The organism is Paenibacillus sp. FSL H8-0104, assembly GCF_038050215.1.
GTDB lineage: Bacteria > Bacillota > Bacilli > Paenibacillales > Paenibacillaceae > Paenibacillus > Paenibacillus amylolyticus.
Genome location: NZ_JBBOTC010000001.1, coordinates 4,914,281 through 4,931,244, shown reverse-complemented (window position 1 = coordinate 4,931,244; position 16,964 = coordinate 4,914,281). Strand labels below are relative to the sequence as shown.

At 47.4% G+C, this 16,964-nt stretch carries 18 protein-coding genes and 1 other annotated feature; of the genes, 16 read left to right on the top strand and 2 right to left on the bottom strand.

The window, feature by feature from the left end; translation table 11 throughout:
• Window positions 1–85: 85 nt before the first annotated feature.
• Both NST38_RS21905 and NST38_RS21900 read right to left on the bottom strand, forming a co-directional pair.
• Window positions 86–406: a hypothetical protein gene (locus NST38_RS21905; protein ID WP_036615167.1), complete on the bottom strand. Its 321-nt coding sequence runs from the start codon at window positions 404–406 to the stop codon at window positions 86–88.
• 160 nt (window positions 407–566) lie between these two features.
• Entirely contained in the window at window positions 567–1,640 is a 1,074-nt protein-coding gene (locus tag NST38_RS21900) for a M42 family metallopeptidase (RefSeq protein ID WP_036615166.1), read from the bottom strand.
• A 648-nt stretch (window positions 1,641–2,288) separates the two neighbouring features.
• On the opposite strand from NST38_RS21900, the gene spoVAC reads away from it, so the two are divergent.
• From spoVAC to NST38_RS21820, 16 genes are all read left to right on the top strand, one after another.
• Window positions 2,289–2,792, top strand: a complete 504-nt coding sequence (gene spoVAC, locus NST38_RS21895; protein ID WP_036615164.1) for a stage V sporulation protein AC — start codon at window positions 2,289–2,291, stop codon at window positions 2,790–2,792.
• Window positions 2,789–3,805 (top strand): stage V sporulation protein AD, encoded by a 1,017-nt coding sequence (gene spoVAD, locus NST38_RS21890; protein ID WP_036615162.1) that lies wholly within the window; start codon window positions 2,789–2,791, stop codon window positions 3,803–3,805. Before spoVAC ends, spoVAD begins: the two co-directional genes overlap by 4 nt.
• A 5-nt stretch (window positions 3,806–3,810) precedes the next feature.
• Window positions 3,811–4,161, top strand: coding sequence for a stage V sporulation protein AE (spoVAE, locus tag NST38_RS21885; protein WP_036615159.1), 351 nt, complete (start codon window positions 3,811–3,813; stop codon window positions 4,159–4,161).
• A gap of 208 nt (window positions 4,162–4,369) precedes the next feature.
• Entirely contained in the window at window positions 4,370–5,326 is a 957-nt protein-coding gene (locus tag NST38_RS21880; protein ID WP_036615157.1) for an AAA family ATPase, read from the top strand.
• Window positions 5,327–5,329: 3 nt separating this feature from the next.
• Window positions 5,330–6,577: a DUF58 domain-containing protein gene (locus tag NST38_RS21875; protein WP_179087962.1), complete on the top strand. Its 1,248-nt coding sequence runs from the start codon at window positions 5,330–5,332 to the stop codon at window positions 6,575–6,577.
• On the top strand, window positions 6,574–8,787 hold the full coding sequence (locus NST38_RS21870; protein ID WP_076254408.1) for a DUF4129 domain-containing transglutaminase family protein: 2,214 nt from the start codon (window positions 6,574–6,576) through the stop codon (window positions 8,785–8,787). The genes NST38_RS21875 and NST38_RS21870 overlap by 4 nt, the downstream gene beginning before the upstream one ends.
• Before the next feature lie 110 nt (window positions 8,788–8,897).
• Window positions 8,898–9,425, top strand: a complete 528-nt coding sequence (locus tag NST38_RS21865; protein WP_036668542.1) for a YqeG family HAD IIIA-type phosphatase — start codon at window positions 8,898–8,900, stop codon at window positions 9,423–9,425.
• Entirely contained in the window at window positions 9,422–10,549 is a 1,128-nt protein-coding gene (yqeH, locus tag NST38_RS21860; protein WP_036615146.1) for a ribosome biogenesis GTPase YqeH, read from the top strand. Before NST38_RS21865 ends, yqeH begins: the two co-directional genes overlap by 4 nt.
• Window positions 10,550–10,591: 42 nt before the next feature.
• Complete coding sequence (gene aroE / locus NST38_RS21855; RefSeq protein ID WP_076254410.1) at window positions 10,592–11,461, top strand: shikimate dehydrogenase; 870 nt, start codon at window positions 10,592–10,594, stop codon at window positions 11,459–11,461.
• Between the two features lie 269 nt (window positions 11,462–11,730).
• On the top strand, window positions 11,731–12,024 hold the full coding sequence (gene yhbY, locus NST38_RS21850; RefSeq protein WP_017687186.1) for a ribosome assembly RNA-binding protein YhbY: 294 nt from the start codon (window positions 11,731–11,733) through the stop codon (window positions 12,022–12,024).
• Between the two features lie 15 nt (window positions 12,025–12,039).
• Window positions 12,040–12,630 (top strand): nicotinate-nucleotide adenylyltransferase, encoded by a 591-nt coding sequence (locus NST38_RS21845; RefSeq protein ID WP_076254412.1) that lies wholly within the window; start codon window positions 12,040–12,042, stop codon window positions 12,628–12,630.
• A complete protein-coding gene (gene yqeK, locus NST38_RS21840) occupies window positions 12,614–13,180 on the top strand; it encodes a bis(5'-nucleosyl)-tetraphosphatase (symmetrical) YqeK (RefSeq protein ID WP_076254414.1) in 567 nt (188 codons plus the stop codon). Before NST38_RS21845 ends, yqeK begins: the two co-directional genes overlap by 17 nt.
• 17 nt (window positions 13,181–13,197) lie before the next feature.
• Window positions 13,198–13,545 carry a ribosome silencing factor gene (rsfS, locus tag NST38_RS21835; protein ID WP_036615136.1) on the top strand — a complete coding sequence of 116 codons (348 nt, stop codon included), beginning with the start codon at window positions 13,198–13,200 and terminating at the stop codon, window positions 13,543–13,545.
• The gene (locus NST38_RS21830) at window positions 13,542–14,447 is read left to right on the top strand and encodes a CvfB family protein (RefSeq protein ID WP_036668546.1); all 906 of its coding nucleotides are present in this window, start codon (window positions 13,542–13,544) and stop codon (window positions 14,445–14,447) included. The genes rsfS and NST38_RS21830 overlap by 4 nt, the downstream gene beginning before the upstream one ends.
• Window positions 14,448–14,576: 129 nt before the next feature.
• On the top strand, window positions 14,577–15,347 hold the full coding sequence (locus NST38_RS21825; protein ID WP_076254435.1) for a class I SAM-dependent DNA methyltransferase: 771 nt from the start codon (window positions 14,577–14,579) through the stop codon (window positions 15,345–15,347).
• A gap of 222 nt (window positions 15,348–15,569) precedes the next feature.
• The gene (locus NST38_RS21820; RefSeq protein ID WP_076254415.1) at window positions 15,570–16,526 is read left to right on the top strand and encodes a phosphotransferase family protein; all 957 of its coding nucleotides are present in this window, start codon (window positions 15,570–15,572) and stop codon (window positions 16,524–16,526) included.
• 112 nt (window positions 16,527–16,638) lie between these two features.
• Window positions 16,639–16,908: a binding site (T-box leader), on the top strand.
• The last annotated feature ends 56 nt before the right edge of the window (window positions 16,909–16,964 follow it).

Here is a 16,964-nt window from a genome sequence, read left to right as displayed (position 1 = left end):
AAACAACAAGAATGACAATGATCAGTAGTTCAGCGAACCCATTTCCGTCAAAGTCAGACATCACTTCAACCTCATTTCTTGGCGTTTAGGAATTGATTCTCTGTTGGAAAGCCCGTATAACGTCATTCAACGTCATATCGCCACCGATCTCATCGAGGAATTGCACCAGTTTGTCTTGATTCGAGGGTGTAATATTTTGTAGCGATTTATACTGCCCGACCAGTTCAACGACCAGTGTAGCTTCTCGAAACAACGTGACCGCATCCACTCTTAACTTCCCACTTACCAGTAATGCTGCAACGATAAGTTCCAGATTTCTTCCTTTAAGGTTGCCATTGAGAAGGGTGTTTGCGGCATTTGTTTTTTTGGAACCTTTATTCGATTTTCCGTTCCTTCTCACTGCCATAAAAGGTCCCCCGCTGCTTGGTGTTTAATTCATCTTCCGTTATTGTATCTTATGTGTAATTCCCTATAATGTTCGGCCTATTAATCTACGTGTCTAACTGATATCGTTGTGAATATAAAAAAAGAGACCTCCCGATGGTTAGGAGGTCTCTTGTCAACTGTTACGCGTTATTAATTATGGTATTCATCGTTGTCCGATCCAGACCTTTGACCAACTTCACGATCAGTTCTTTGGCCGCATCGTAGTCATCCGTATGAATGATGGAAGAAGAGGTATGGATATAACGTGCGCAGATACCAACAACTATTGATGGTACACCAATGCCACTCAGGTGAACTTGACCTGCATCCGTACCCCCTGGTGAGATGAAATACTGCATTTTAATCTGATTGGATGAAGCCGTATCTTGAACATATTCCACCATTCCGCGATGGGTGAACATACCCGGGTCAAAAATACGAAGCAATGCTCCTTCTCCGATATGTCCAAATGACTGTTTGTCACCTGTCATATCATTCGCCGCGCTACAGTCAAGTGCAAAGAAGATATCAGGCTGAATCAGATTGGCCGCCGTACGTGCACCGCGAAGCCCCAGCTCTTCCTGAACCGTTGCACCAGCATAAAGCGTGTTAGGCAGTTTTTCCTTGTGCAGCGCTTCAACCAGTTCAAGTGCAAGTCCTACGCCGTAACGATTATCCCACGCTTTAGCCATAATTTTCTTAGGATTGGCCATAGGCGTAAATTCACAGATCGGCACGATCTGCATCCCTGGATGAATGCCCCAGGATTCTGCTTCCGCACGGTTGTCTGCTCCAATATCGAGATACATGGAATTCAGATCAACAGGTTTGTTCCGCTGGGACTCGTCCAGCAAGTGTGCAGGTGTAGAACCTACAACTCCGGTAATCCGACGATCAGGTGTGATGATTTCCAATCGTTGAGACAGTACAGCCTGACTCCACCATCCACCCAGTGGACGGAACTTGATCATACCTGTTTCGGTAATGCCAGTAGTCATGAAACCCACTTCGTCAAAGTGTCCGGCTACCATAACTTTGGGACCGGATTCCTCCCCGCGTAATACACCAAATAGACTCCCCAGGCGATCCTGGACGAACTCATCGGTATAAGCGGAAAGCTTATCTTTCATCCAGCCGCGAAGCTCACGTTCAAAACCGGATGCGGAAGGAAATTCCGTCAACGTACGGAACATATCCATCGTTTTTTCATTCATGTGTCAACAACTCCTCTGTTGGTATGTATTTCAGGTCACAGTAGAACGGCTACCCGCCTGTTGTCCTTTTAAGATGTAGTTCAAAAAGTCTTTTATCTTTTTGAACATGCACTTTAATATGCTGAGGACTTGTTATTTAACCACTGGTCACATTACAGTATGAACCTTGCGCAAGTGATTGTCCATGTTTATGTCACGTATTTAAGGCATATTTTGGGCGCTTACCGTGTCCAAGTTTCATGACTCTATCCGCTGTAGTCGCAGTCCTGATGCCACTTCAATGAATATGAATATATGGAGGAGATGTCATCATTTTGTGAAGTTCTTTATTTCAATATTTGTTTGTCTGTTTACAGGAAGGAGCTAAATATCCAATGAAGCCTCCAGAAGAGGGCACGGAAAAAGTACTGTTTATCGTTCTTTTTATCTTGCTCGTGATTGTTCTTCTTTATTTATAGACGTCTCTAAAAGTCCTCAGATCCGGCGTATTCCCATCTTGCTTTCACAACATGATCTTGTTGGAAACATATGCTGTCTGTCGCCGGATACATAACCTTCCGATTATTAACAAACAATGAATATAGGATTACACACATTGGCATTCAGCCGTAGCTTTGAACCATTTTCACATAGAGGAGGTCTTGTATCTTGCCAGCTCAATCTGCATCCGGAAGCGAAAAAAAATCATCGTCCCTGTCCATGGATGAAAAGGAGTACAAAAAAGTCGCAAAAAAACATGAGCCGCCTCGTCCAATCCTGAAAAATTGCCTCAAAGCATTTCTGGTTGGGGGTACCGTCTGTTTGATTGGACAGGCCATTCAAGAGGCTTTTATGGCCGGTTTCGACATGACATCGAAGGAAGCTTCCAGTCCTACGGTGGCGGTCATGATTCTCATATCGGTTATTCTAACGTGTCTCGGCGTTTACGATAAAATGGCTCAATGGGCAGGAGCGGGAACGGCTGTACCGGTTACCGGATTTGCCAATTCCATGTGTTCTGCTGCACTGGAACATCGTGCTGAAGGACTGGTGCTCGGTGTAGGGGCCAACATGTTTAAACTTGCTGGTTCCGTTATTGTGTTTGGTGTCGTGGCAGCATTTGTCGTAGGGATCGTTTATGCCTTTTTGGGATTTGGAGGTGGGCACCTGTGAAACGATTGGGTCGCCAGACATGGCAGTTTGAGAATCGTCCGCGGATCATCGGTAAATCCGCAGTTGTAGGACCAGAAGAAGGCGAGGGTCCACTGTCATCTGATTTCGATTATGTCTACGACAACCTCGAGATCGGCGAGAAAACGTGGGAAAAGGGAGAACGTAAACTGCTCGAACAGGCCTCCCAACTGGCTTTGATAAATGCAAATATCACCAAGGAAGAGCTTCAATTTTTTGTTGGTGGAGATCTGATGAACCAGATTATCAGCAGTTCCTTTTCAGCGCGAAAACTGGGTGTGCCTTACTTGGGTGTCTTTGGAGCCTGTTCTACTTCCATGGAAACGTTAGCGTTAGCGTCCATGATTGTTGACTCCGGAGCTGGCGATTATGTTCTTGCAGGAACGGTGAGCCACAACTGTACGGTGGAGAAACAATTTCGGTATCCGACGGAGTATGGCTCCCAAAAGCCGCCTTATGCGCAATATACCGTCACAGGAGCAGGGTGTGGTGTGGTCTCCCGTACTGGTGATGGTCCCGTTGTTACCAAAGCCACCATTGGACGCATTATGGATTTGGGCATCAAAGATCCCTTTAATATGGGTTCAGCCATGGCGCCAGCAGCAGCCGACACTATAATCTCTCATTTCAGGGATACGGGATTGGAACCCGGCTATTATGATCTCATTGTGACCGGGGATCTGGCTTCCGTCGGTCTGCCAATTACGAAAGAGCTTTTGCAAAAAGAAGGCATTCCAATGGAACAGACAGTTTTTAATGACTGCGGCCTGATGATCTATGATCGGGAGAAACAGCCTTATGTGGTTGCCGGGGGAAGTGGCTGCGGATGTTCTGCCACCGTCACCTATGGTCATATTTTGAACCGGATGCAGAAGGGTGATCTTAAACGGGTGCTCGTTGTTGCTACCGGGGCGCTGTTATCTCCGATTTCGTACCAGCAGGGTGAAAGTATTCCTTGTATTGCACATGCCGTAGCCATAGAAAAGGAGGGATAAAGGTAATGCAGTTCTTGTGGGCATTTATTGTTGGCGGTTTAATCTGTGTTATCGGACAGCTTCTAATGGATGGGGTTAAACTGACGCCAGCTCATACCATGAGTACACTTGTTGTGACAGGTGCGCTTGCGGATGCATTTGGCGTGTATGACCCCTTGGTTAAATTTGCAGGTGCGGGTGCTACCATCCCCATCACAAGTTTCGGTAATTCCTTGGTGCACGGGGCATTGACGGAGCTGGAAAAAGAGGGATGGCTGGGTGTGATTACAGGGATTTTCGATCTGACTGCTGCGGGAATATCGTCAGCGATCATCTTTTCTTTTCTCGCGGCATTGGTCGTTAGACCAAAAGGCTAACATAGAATGAGGAATCTCCTTGAACATATTGCGATTCAGCAGAGGCTCCGGATAACTTTTATCCGGGGCTTTTTTGTCGTATTCATGCGAGAACTGCGGTGAATCTGACGGGCTGGAAACAAATTGTGAGTTCCTTCGAGTGTACTCGTGACTCTGGATCATGTACAATAAAAGGAAATCTGTATGCTTTTTTAGGAGGTTAGACCACATGCCTGTGCGCAAAGAGTCGATCCAAATCATATCCGCAGTTCGTTCTAATCTGGAATCCTGCATTATGGGGAAATCCTTTGAAATTCAACTTTTACTTACAGCTTTGCTTGCAGGCGGGCACGTTCTGATTGAAGACGTACCGGGAACTGGCAAAACGCAGTTAATCAAGGCATTATCGAAATCCATGCGCGGTGAGTACCGACGTATTCAATGTAATCCTGATATTTTACCTAGTGATATTACGGGCGTATCTGTGTTCCATCCGAAGGATGAGCGTTTTTATTTCCGGCCAGGTCCTGTGATGACCAACATTTTGCTAGCTGATGAGATTAACCGGGCCACAACAAAAACCCAATCGGCTCTGCTCGAAGTGATGGAGGAGCGCAGCGTAACCGTTGATGGCGATACGTATGATCTGCCACATCCATTCATGCTCTGTGCAACTCAGAATCCGATTGATTTTGAAGGTACGTATACGTTGCCGGAAGCACAACTCGACCGGTTTATGTTGAAAATAAGTCTAGGTTATCCCGATAAGGAAATTGAGAAAATCCTATTGAAACAGCATCAGCTCGGTCAGCCTGTAGATCGCCTTGAATCCGTGACTCATATGGACCAGATCTCGGCAATTCAGCAGGAGATTAAAGAGGTCTTTATCGGTGATCCGGTTATGGACTATTTGCTGGATGTTGTTCGTCAAACCCGCTCCCACCCATCTGTATTGCTGGGTGCCAGCCCACGGGCAGCCATATCGTTCATGATGGCCGTAAAAGCCTTTGCATTCTTGCAGGAACGTGATTATGTGCTTCCGGATGATGTGAAAACGATGGCCCCTTATGTGATCTCTCATCGTATTGTGCTTCGTCCCGAATCGAGACTGGACAGTATGAGTTCCGAGGCCGTTTTGAATGCCGTACTCCAGCAAGTACGCGTGCCCGTCTCCATGGGGCAATAGTTCATGAAGCCGCTTTTGAGAACAGTGAATAGAGGGTTACGCCACCCACGCGTATGGAGCATCGCAATGGTGTGGATGTGCTGTCTGGCTTATGTTTTGTTTCAGGGCGGGAAGACATCCCTTATGTTGCTGTCGATGGTGACCCTGCTCGGTGTATACCTTGCCATTGCTGGATTTAGCGGGGTAAGACGTGCTCAAGGAGTTCGTAGGTTATCTTCTGGTCCAGACCACGAAGAATTGCTGCATGCGGGTGACCAGGTTCAAGTACAGCTGAGTCTGACGATTCCGGGATTCCTCCCGCTTCCCTATGTTGTTGTGCGTGAAATGCTGCATCGGCATAACGGAGAATCGTGGTCGTTCAAGGAAAGTTTGATTCCCAATATGCGAGGTAATGGGGAGCTGTCATTCCAGACGCCACCACTTGAGCGGGGGAAGTATGTTTTTTCAGAAACGGAATGTGCCAGCGAGGACATATTTGGACTGATTGAACATCGAGGAAAGTTTAAGGCCAAAGGTGAGTTTCGCGTACTGCCAAGAACGGCATTTATTCCATATTGGCAGCTTTACGACCGCAAATCACGGTTATCCGGTCCTCAGACGGCGTTAACCCGCTCACGGAGAGAGACCACTCAGATCAATGGTGTACGTGACTACGTATACGGAGATCGACTTTCCCGCATTCACTGGAATGCAACGGCAAAGACAGGGAACTGGAAGTCCAAGGAGTTTGAACATGAGTCTGTGCCCAAAACCGTTCTGGTTCTGGATGCGCTGGCATCAAGTTATGAACATGGGGATGCATTTGAAATTGCCGTTTCCACGGCTGCTTCTCTGCTGGAGTATGGTGTCAGGGAACGAATGGGGATGGGGTTGTTGACATTGTCAGACCAGACATCCTTCATGGCCCCCAGTGAAAGTCTGATGGAACGACAGAAGATGATGCATCATCTGGTGGATATTCAATATAACGGTCAGGATACCCATCTGTTGCCCGGCGTGGAAAGAATTGCACGTCAACTGCCTCAGGGAGCTTACTTTGTTGTGATTTCTCCCCAGAAGGATGAAAAAATAATGGAACTGTTGCGCTGGGCCGATACGCGGGGTATGACTCCATGTCATATTCTGATCGATACCAGTGAATCCCGCCGGAGTGCCGAGTGGAATGCCATGTTGCGTGGAAGAGGCACGAGGTCATTCACTGTTTCTCACTTGCAGGAGCTTCCAACGGTGATGGGGGGAGGTTCTGTATGAGTACAAAAGGAAATGAAAGTATTGCAGGCAAACGATCCTGGTACCATGCAGCATCATTGCTCTGGATTTTCCTGATTGGAATGCAGTGGATTTCATTTACGCAGGAATCGTGGTACACGGAGACAACTTCTCTGGTGTTATGGACACTTGCAGCGGTCAGTGTACTGGAGGTCATTCTGCCCTTCAAAACGATCTATCGGGCGATCATCAAGGCGGTCGTTGTTGGTTACATTTTGCATAAAACGCTAATTGATTATACGGTATACATCCCTTATGGCTCTTTAACGGACCGAGCGGAGCAATTCATATTACACATGACGCCGTACATCTGGTTCTCCCTGTGTGCATGGGTGATGCTTGAAGCTGCGCTTCGACTCGTGACCACAACACGTCGCATTCTTGTTTTTCTGGGTGTTAACATCATTTCGATGGGGATTCTCGATTCTTTCACCCAGATTCCACTCTGGATTGAAATCGCGTGGGTGATGTTTGCGGGGATGGGATGGCTCGTATGCCAGCATTTCCGTAACTATCAGCTACAGTATCCACAAGGTTGGAAACGAATCATCCGGTATCCTTATAAAGTCCTGGCCAATATTGCCATTATCTTTTCTTTGATTATTGTAGCCAGCGTTAATATGCCTGAGATTCCACCCACCTTGACGGACCCATATACGGCGTGGCGTAACTATACCGGAACTTCCACAAGTCAGGCTGGTAACGGAAACCTTGATATTCCCGCGGGTACCGAATCGGGATACAGCAGGGAAGACAATCAGCTTGGTGGAGGATTCAACTTCGACTATACCCCTGTCATGTCTGTCACGACCAATGAGCGTAGTTACTGGCGCGGTGAGACACGTGCAGAGTATACAGGCACAGGTTGGGATGACCGTGGACGGGGTACGACAGAGAATGTTCAAGCTGGACAGCCTCTGGAGAACCAAGAATCCGGTAATGTGAATACCAAACAAGTGACTCAGAATGTAACGATGCTGAATGATAATGTCTATCCGATTCTCTTTGGTGCTTATTCGATCTCGGAAGTGAGCTCAATTAATGGTGAGGACAGAACGGAACGGATGTTGTGGAATGCTGAACAGGCTGAACTGCATGTGGTGACAGACCGTCAGCAACCGCAGTATCCCAAGACGTATACTATCGTATCGGAAGCCCCTGTGATTGTGGAAGATGAGCTTCGTACGAAGTCATTTGAAGATCTGTATAACAGTAATCCGGCAGATGATATGTACTTGCAGTTACCATCCCGTTTCCCTGACCGGGTGTCGAATCTGGCAGCCGAGATAACGGCATCTGCGAATACTCCGTATGAAAAAGTGGCATTACTGCAAAACTATTTACAAACTAATTTTGAATACACAAACAATCCGGATTTATCTCGAAAAGTAAGCAGCGACTTTGTGGAAGGTTTCCTGTTCGATATTATGGAAGGCTACTGTGACTACTTCTCCACTGCGCTGGTGATGATGGCGCGCTCGGAGGGCATTCCTGCTAGGTGGGTTAAAGGTTATGCGCCTGGACAACTGTCTCTGAATTCGGACATGCAGGCCCCACGTCAACCTGGCGCGGAGATTGAGACGACCTACACCGTTACCAATGCAGATGCACACTCCTGGGCAGAGGTTTATTTTGGTGAGTATGGCTGGATTCCTGTTGAAGCAACGCCGGGCTTTGATATGCCGCTGCTGACGGAACAGCCTGATGTACAGCCTGTAGATGAGCCTGAAGAACAGCCAGAAGAGGAGCCGGTACAAGAGGAAGAACAGACCCCTGCACCTGAGCAGACATCGTCTGCCATCCCAACTTTTGTTATCTGGGCTGCAGGAGCCATTATTGTATTGTGGGTAGCCTATATGTTCTGGCGTAATCGTTTCTCCATGCGATTCTTCCTGCTTCGTCTACGGACAGGTGGACCGCTCACCCCTGAACAGAAGGTAGTGGCAGAGACCGAGCGTTGGATTCAGTATGTGAAACGCAAAGGGTTGACCCGGAGCGGAGACGAGACACTTCGTGAATCGGTAGCCCGCTGGAGCCAGGCAAAACCTGCTGCAGAAGCAACATTGTATGAGCTTCTCACGAAGTTTGAACAGACTCGTTACAGTCCGGCGTCCGTAACTGCCGACGACTGGAAGGGCGTCTATCAGACCGCCTTGAAGCTGCGGAAGGAACTGAAAGCGGAACGGGCATAGTTGTTGCCCGTCCCGTTTTTCCTTTTTTCCTATGCCATCAGGCGCTGTATGCATTTTCAGGAAAGACGGATTTGTGATATAGTGTGTCGTATGAAACTGAGGTGACTTCTTTGTTTAAAATGTTAATGCCCAAGCTGCGTGTAGACACGGTTTTTGACATTAATCTGGAAGAGCTGTACGCTCAAGGCTACCGTGGAATTATAACTGATCTGGATAACACACTCGTTGGAGCCAAAGCCCCTGACGCTACGCCCGAACTGATTGAATGGTTTGCACGTGTGAAAGAGGCAGGTTTCAAGCTGATGATTGTGTCCAATAACAATTTGAATCGTGTATCCCTGTTTGCGACCCCGCTGGATATCCAGTTTGTGCATAGTGCACGCAAACCATCGAATGTACCGTTTCGTAGAGCAATGAAAATGATGGAGTTATCTCCTGAAAAAACGATTGTAGTAGGTGATCAGATGCTTACGGACGTCTATGGAGGGAACCGAATGGGGTTATATACCGTTCTGGTACTGCCAATCTCCATTGGGGACGAAGGTTTTATGACCCGCTTCAATCGACGCGTGGAACGGATTGCTCTAACGAGTTTACGCAAGAAAGGCTTATGGCTTGAGGAGGAAAAGAAGAAATGACAGAACCGCATAACGGCAACCTTGCCGTAAGGTGCAGCGGATGCGGCGTGCATCTGCAAACAGAAAATTCGGAATTACCAGGGTTTATCCCCGAGAAGGCATTGGATCGTGAACCGGTTATATGCCAACGCTGTTTCCGTATCAAAAACTACAATGAGTCATCATCCGTTACGGTGGATCAGGACGAATTCCTGGCGCTGCTTAGCAAAATCGGGGATAAGGATGCACTTGTCATCCATATCGTTGATTTGTTTGACTTTGATGGCAGTATTATCTCCGGTCTGCAACGTTTTGTAGGCAACAATCCGGTATTGCTTGCTGTGAACAAAACGGACTTGCTTCCGAAAGTAACTAACTGGAACAAGATTCGCAACTGGGTACAAAAGCAAGCCAAAGAACAGGGTTTGCGTACCGTGGATGTAGTCTTGTGCAGTGCAAAGCAAAATCAGGGCTTCGACCGTCTGCTTGAGCTTGTTGGAACCTATCGCGAAGATCGTGACGTATATGTGGTTGGCGGCACCAATGTGGGCAAATCCACACTGATTAACCGTCTGATCCGTGATTACAGCGATCTGGAGCAGGAACTGACCACATCCCGTTATCCGGGAACAACGCTGGACATGGTGAACATTCCGTTGGATGATGGAAAATATATCATTGATACGCCCGGAATCGTTTATCCATGGCGTTTCAGCGAGATTGTTTCACGTAAGGATCTCGCTGCCATCATGCCGGAAAAACCGCTTAAACCCGCTGTGTATCAGTTGAATTCCGGTCAGACGCTGTTCTTTGGCGGCATGGCTCGATTTGACTTTGTGGAAGGTGATCGCCAGTCGTTCACTTGTTTTATCAGCACTGCGCTTGATATTCACCGGACGAAGCTGGAGCGTGCAGATGATCTGTACCGCGACCATCTGGGAGAATTGTTGTCTCCGCCAACCCGTGAGGATGCAGCAGAGATGGCTGAATGGACCAGACATGAATTCCGCATCAAACGCGGCAGTCAATCGGATGTATTCATCTCGGGTCTGGGCTGGATTAAGGTTAATGGCGATATTGGAGCGCTTGTTGCTGTTCATGCTCCAAAAGGCATTCGTGTACAGATCCGCCCATCCTTGATCTAGTAATCTCAGAAGCTGTACATCAGATGGATCGGAGGCGGACCTATGTCTGAGCAGAACAAATTCAACTCTTCACTTCCCGTGTTGCTTGGTGTTATGGGTGATCCTATTGCTCACTCCAAGTCTCCGGCAATGCACAATGCGGCTCTGCAGGCTGCAGGAGTGAATGGAATGTATATGCCACTGCATGTTCATCCGGATCAACTGGAAGCGGCCGTTCGCGGAATTGTGGCACTGGGCTATCGTGGTGTTAATGTGACCATCCCGCACAAAGAGCAGGTGATGCAGTATCTGGATGTGATCGATGAAAGTGCTCGCCTGATTGGTGCGGTGAATACCATCGTTAATGAAGGTGGAACACTGACAGGGTACAATACGGATGGTATTGGTTATGTCCGATCGTTGAAGGAAGAGGCTGTGCCTGAGCTTGCGGGCAAACGTATCGCTGTCCTGGGAGCAGGTGGAGCAGCGAGAGGTGTCATATATGCACTTGCACTGGAGAAGCCTGAACGGATCCACATTCTGAACCGTACAGCGGACAGGGCTATTACACTTGCTTCGGATTTACGAGGCCATGGCTTGGGAGAAATCTCGGGCAGTGGCATGGAAGACGCTACAACGGTACTGGCTACGGCTGATATCGTGATTAACACAACGGCTGCCGGAATGCACCCGCATGTTGATGACGTACCGGTTGATCCTGCACTAATTCGTGAAGGCGCAGCTGTGAGTGATCTGATCTATAATCCGCTGGAAACTCGCCTGCTTCGGGAGTCGCGGTTACGTGGATGCACAGTGCACGGTGGTCTGGGTATGTTTGTATATCAGGGCGCTGTAGCCTTTGAACATTGGCTCGGCATCCCGGCTCCTGTGGAGACGATGAGACGTGCAGTGCTAAACAGTTTTGAAGTGTGAAAATGATATTAAGAGTACAGGCAGACGACGAGTGCAGAACCAATCTGAAGAAACGAAGTGGTCGCATTTATCACCGGATTTTCCCTTTGTGAAAAGGGATCAGAAAAATCTGGGGATAACAGCGATCGGAAGATGGTACTGCAATCGGAGTCACCTTGTGTACTCAGTGATCATTTTCACCATTGAAAAATAATAATTGAATGGTCAGGTCCGGACAGTTTTTGCGCTGTCGATCAGGGCCTGCTCAACATAAGGAGTATGGAGTATTCATGTTAAACGGTAAACAAAAGCGCTTTTTGCGGTCACAGGCACATCACCTGACCCCTGTATTTCAGATTGGTAAAGGTGGAACCAACGAGCACCTGTTCCGTCACATCGAAGATGCGATTGAGAAGCGCGAATTGATGAAAGTGCAAGTGTTGAACAACAATGACGAGGACAGAAAAGAGATGGCAGAAGAAGTTGCCCGTGAAACGGGAAGTGAGCTTGTACAACTCATCGGTAACACAATCATCCTGTACAAAGAATCTCGCGATAACAAACAAATCGAACTACCTAGATAAGGGAGCGTGACGCAGGTGAAGATCGGCATCATGGGTGGTACGTTTGATCCGATCCACATGGGACACCTCCTGGCAGCTGAAGCGGCAAGGGATTCACATGCACTGGATGAGATCTGGTTCATGCCTTCCCATGTTCCACCTCACAAACGCGGAGCCGGAGCTTCGGGACAGCAACGTCTCGATATGACGGAAGCGGCTGTGAATGGTGTGCAGCAATATGAGGTGCTGGGTATCGAGATGGAATTGGGCGGCGTGTCTTATACCATCGATACGATGAAGGAACTGTGGCGTCGCCATCCTGAACATGAATTTTATTTCATTATCGGGGCGGATATGGTGAACTATCTCCCCAAATGGGAGCAGATTGAAGAGCTTGCAGAACGCTTAACCTTTATCGGAGTTGGTCGGCCGGGCTTCCAGTTACATCTGGATGATTTACCAGACGAGTTACAGGATCGGGTCCTGCTGGCCGAGATGCCCTTGGTCGATATTTCATCGACAGCCGTACGCAGACGTCTGGCCAAAGGTCATTCGGTACGCTTCATGATTCCTGATGAAGTGCACCAATACATTGTAAGGAGCGGTTTATATGGCACTAAGCCGTGATGAACTGATTCAAGCCGTATCCGGACAAATGCCGGAAAAACGCTGGAAGCATACACTGGGTGTAATGGAATCGTCAGTGATGTTGGCTGAAAAATACGGTGCTGATCCTGTGAAAGCAGATCTGGCAGCGATATTGCATGATGTGGCGAAGTACTGGCCCGTAGCGAAGATGGAAGCGGTCATCCGTGATAACGGGTTAAACCAGGAACTTCTGCAGCATGACAAGCAACTCTGGCATTCCGAAGTCGGTGCTTTTGTAGCCAAGCGTGATTACGGTGTGGAAGATTCCGAAGTTATTAATGCCATCCGGTGGCATACCTCGGGTCGGGTAGGCATGAGCTTGCTGGACAAAGTGGTATGTCTTGCCGATTACATTGAACCGGGACGAGATTTCCCGGGAGTGGATCACATTCGCGAACAGGCTGAACGTAGTCTGGAGGAAGGTTTAATTGCCGGATTCGATTCGACGATCAGCTTGCTGATCTCGCAACGACGTGTCATTTATCCTTTGACCATGCTGTCGCGGAATGACTTAATTGCACAATTATAGATTATGGAGGTTGGTTCATGACAGTATCATCGAAAGAACTTATGAATATGGCGGTTGCTGCCGCTGACGACAAAAAGGCATCCAACATTGTAGCGTTGGATCTGATTAATGTTTCCCTGGTGGCAGATTATTTTGTTATTTGTCACGGGAATTCCGATACACAGGTACAAGCCATTGCCACTGAAATTCGCAAACAGGCTCATGCAGCCGGAGCGACGATCAAAGGTATCGAAGGTATGGATTCCGCACGTTGGGTATTGATGGACATGGGCGATGTTGTTGTTCATATCTTCCACCGTGACGAGCGCGAATATTACAACATTGAACGACTATGGTCTGATGCCAAAGTGGTGGAAACTGTATGAGTTTGATTGCTGGAACAGTCGTCTCTTTGCCGGTTTCACGTGAAGTGTCTCCGTTTGGCTTCTTTTTGACGACAGGATCGGAAGATGTACTGCTTCACTACACCGAGTTAACACGGGATATTAAAATTGGTGAGACGCTTGAGGTATTTGTATTCTTTGATACAGAAGATCGTCTGGCCGTAACGATGAAAAAGCCTTATCTCATGCTTGGCGAAATGGCACGACTGGTTGTGGCTGATGTTCACCCACGACTGGGCTGTTTCTTGGAAATGGGTCTTGGACGGCAATTGCTGCTTCCTATTCGTGAATTGCCTGAACTGGAAGAACTGCGTCCTCAAGTGGGGGATGAAGTCTTTGTAATCATGGAACATGACAAGCAGGGACGTCTGCGTGCCAAATTGGCCGGGGAACGTGAGCTTTCACCATTGTCTTTCCATGCGCCAACTTCATGGTTGAACGAGTGGGTTGAAGCGACGGTATACAAGCCACTGCAGATGGGTACTTTTGTACTTGTAGAGGGCGGTGTACTGGGCTTTGGCGCAATTGGTATGATTCATTCATCCGAACGTAGTCATATGCTGCGTCTTGGTGAAAAAGTGAAATGTCGGGTGACACTGGTACGTGAAGACGGACGTGTGAATCTGGCGATGACTCAACTCAAACAAGTTGGACGTAACGAAGATGCAGACAAGCTGCTCGCCTTTATGAAAGAACGCCCTATGGGTGGCATGCCATACTCGGATGCAACTCCGCCGGATATCATCAAGCAACGCTTTGGCATCAGTAAGTCTGCCTTCAAGCGTGCCTTGGGCAAATTGATGAAAGACGGATTGGTGGTCCAAAAGGAAAGCTGGACGTATCTGTCCGAATCTGCTCCTGCGGATCAAAGTGAAAACAAGTAATCTTCCTGATTAAATAGTTGTAATATGGAACTCGGATAAGGCAGGGATAGGCTGGGTAAACACCGGATGCCCCTGTTTTTTCTTTTGTTAACAGGATTGGAAAATGAAATTGAAAGTGCGGTGCCTGACATGTCTTACCGGAAATTTGCCTATGTGTATGATGAATTAATGGAAGATATGCCTTATCCGGACTGGATAAGGTTTGCAAGAACAGCATGGGAAAAGCATGGAATGCCCAAAAGTGTCGCTGAACTTGGCTGTGGAACGGGCTCCATTACGATCCCGCTCGTGAACTCCGGTTTCGAAGTTACAGGCATTGACCTCTCATCAGATATGCTGTCGGTTGCACGCAGCAAGATGGAGGCTACGCCTCAGGGTCATCGCTTGTATCGTGAGGGCAGTGTCCGTTGGGTGCAGCAGGATATGCGGGAATGGCGAGTTCCGGAACCTGTGGATTCGGTGATATCTTTCTGTGATTGCGTCAATTATTTGCTTGAACAAGAAGATGTCGTTCGAACATTCCAGCGGACATACGAGATGCTGAAGCCTGATGGAACGTTCCTGTTTGATGTGCATCATCCCAATACCCTTATTCGTTATGATGAAGAGCAGCCTTTTGTACTGGATGAGCGCTCCGTGTCGTATATTTGGACATGTGATCTGGATCAGGATCGCTGTGAGATCGAACATCATCTCAGTATTTTTTCGCGTGTGGATGATGGTAGCAAGGATATGTATCAGCGGTTTGAAGAAGTTCATGTCCAGCGTGCATATAACCCGGACTGGATGAAGCTTGAGTTGTCCAAGGCAGGTTTTAGAGACGTGAAGGTATATGCGGATTTTGAATGGAAAGAAGCTGGAGACAGCGCACAGCGCTTGTTCTACGTGGCTGTGAAGTAAGAGCGAATAATGAGAACTGTCCTTATGGTGCATAAGGGCAGTTTTTTGTTTGATTTTTTTATGGAGAATGAATAGCAATAGTCTTAAATAGGGTAGAGGAATGCAAGAAAAGACATAACGACGTGACAAAAAGTATTGCCAGTTAAAGTAAAGAAGGTGATAATAGTCGGATAGAAAGCGTTTTCTGAGGAAATAAATCAAATGTCAATGTGAGGTGTAGAAATGGAAAGTACATATAAAACAAGACTTACGTCAGAACAGTTGAATGCCATAATAGAGCAGCATTTCTCTGCAAGTATACAGGACTACAAGGAAATGGTGGATGGCTGGGCCAATCATGCATATCTCATTACACTGAGTGACGCACAGCGAGTGGTACTCAAAATTGCACCGTCGGCTTCGACAAATCTGATGCGCTGTGAGCAGGATTTCATGATTGCTGAGATTGAGGCACTACGCCTCATCACGGAGCTACAGGATGTTCCCGTACCCCAAGTGCTGGCTTATGATGATTCGTTAACTATGGCTTCAGCGCGTTATTTTATCATGGAGTACATGTCTGGAACACCCTATAATCAGGTCAAGGATCAATATTCTGCGGAAGAGCAGGAGGCCATTGAACACCAGCTCGGTCGGTACAATCGTCGAATTAATGAAATCAAAGGCGAGAAGTTTGGATATTTCTCGGAGCAAAAACAGCAATATTCCACATGGAAAGAAGCATTTATGAATCTGATGGATGATATTCTTACCGACGGGGAAGAAGCCGGAATTAAATTTTCAATCGATTATCCTGAATTGAGACGCTTGATTGAAGAGAAATCGGATGTGCTGGACGATGTAAAAGAACCTGTTCTTGTGAGTTGGGATCTGTGGGATGGCAATGTTCTAGTAGACAAAGGTCGTATCACAGCGATTATTGATTTTGAACGTTCACTGTGGGCAGATCCTCTGATGGAGCATTATTTCAGTCATTTTAACTATACACCCGGTTTTGTGAAAGGGTATGGGCATGAGATTACGACTGAAAGTGAGCTGAAAAGAAGAAGTCTCTATGACTTGTACTTTGATCTGGTGCTGCGCATTGAGTGCGCTTATCGTCAATATGATAATCAGGAACATGTGAATTGGACCATTCATAATCTGGAGGAAGGCATTGAGCGTTTTCGGTTATCCTGAACAGCAACGAGTATTATTGAACGGTACGAACCGTGTGACTTAAAAGGGTCATTATAACGTGTAATATTGACTTTGGGCTTGCTTTTTTATATAATGGTCCCGATATTGTATACATATTTCGATGATAAGGATCAGTAGTAATTCCTGTACATAACAGAGAGCCGGCGGTTGGTGCAAGCCGGTTGACAGTGATTTGCGAACTCGCCTTGGAGAAATGCGGTGATTACACCATTCTGTTTAACCTGCTTGTATAAAGCTTGGGTTCAGGAATGGAAATCCGCATCGGTTAACCGCCGTTACAGGTCCAAAGGGAGTGGATGACGAAGCACGTTCGTCCACTAACTAGGGTGGTACCACGGGAATTCAACCTCTCGTCCCTAGCGCTGCAAACGCTACGGGATGCTGAGGTTTTTTTGTTGCAATTAAAGCTAAAGTGAA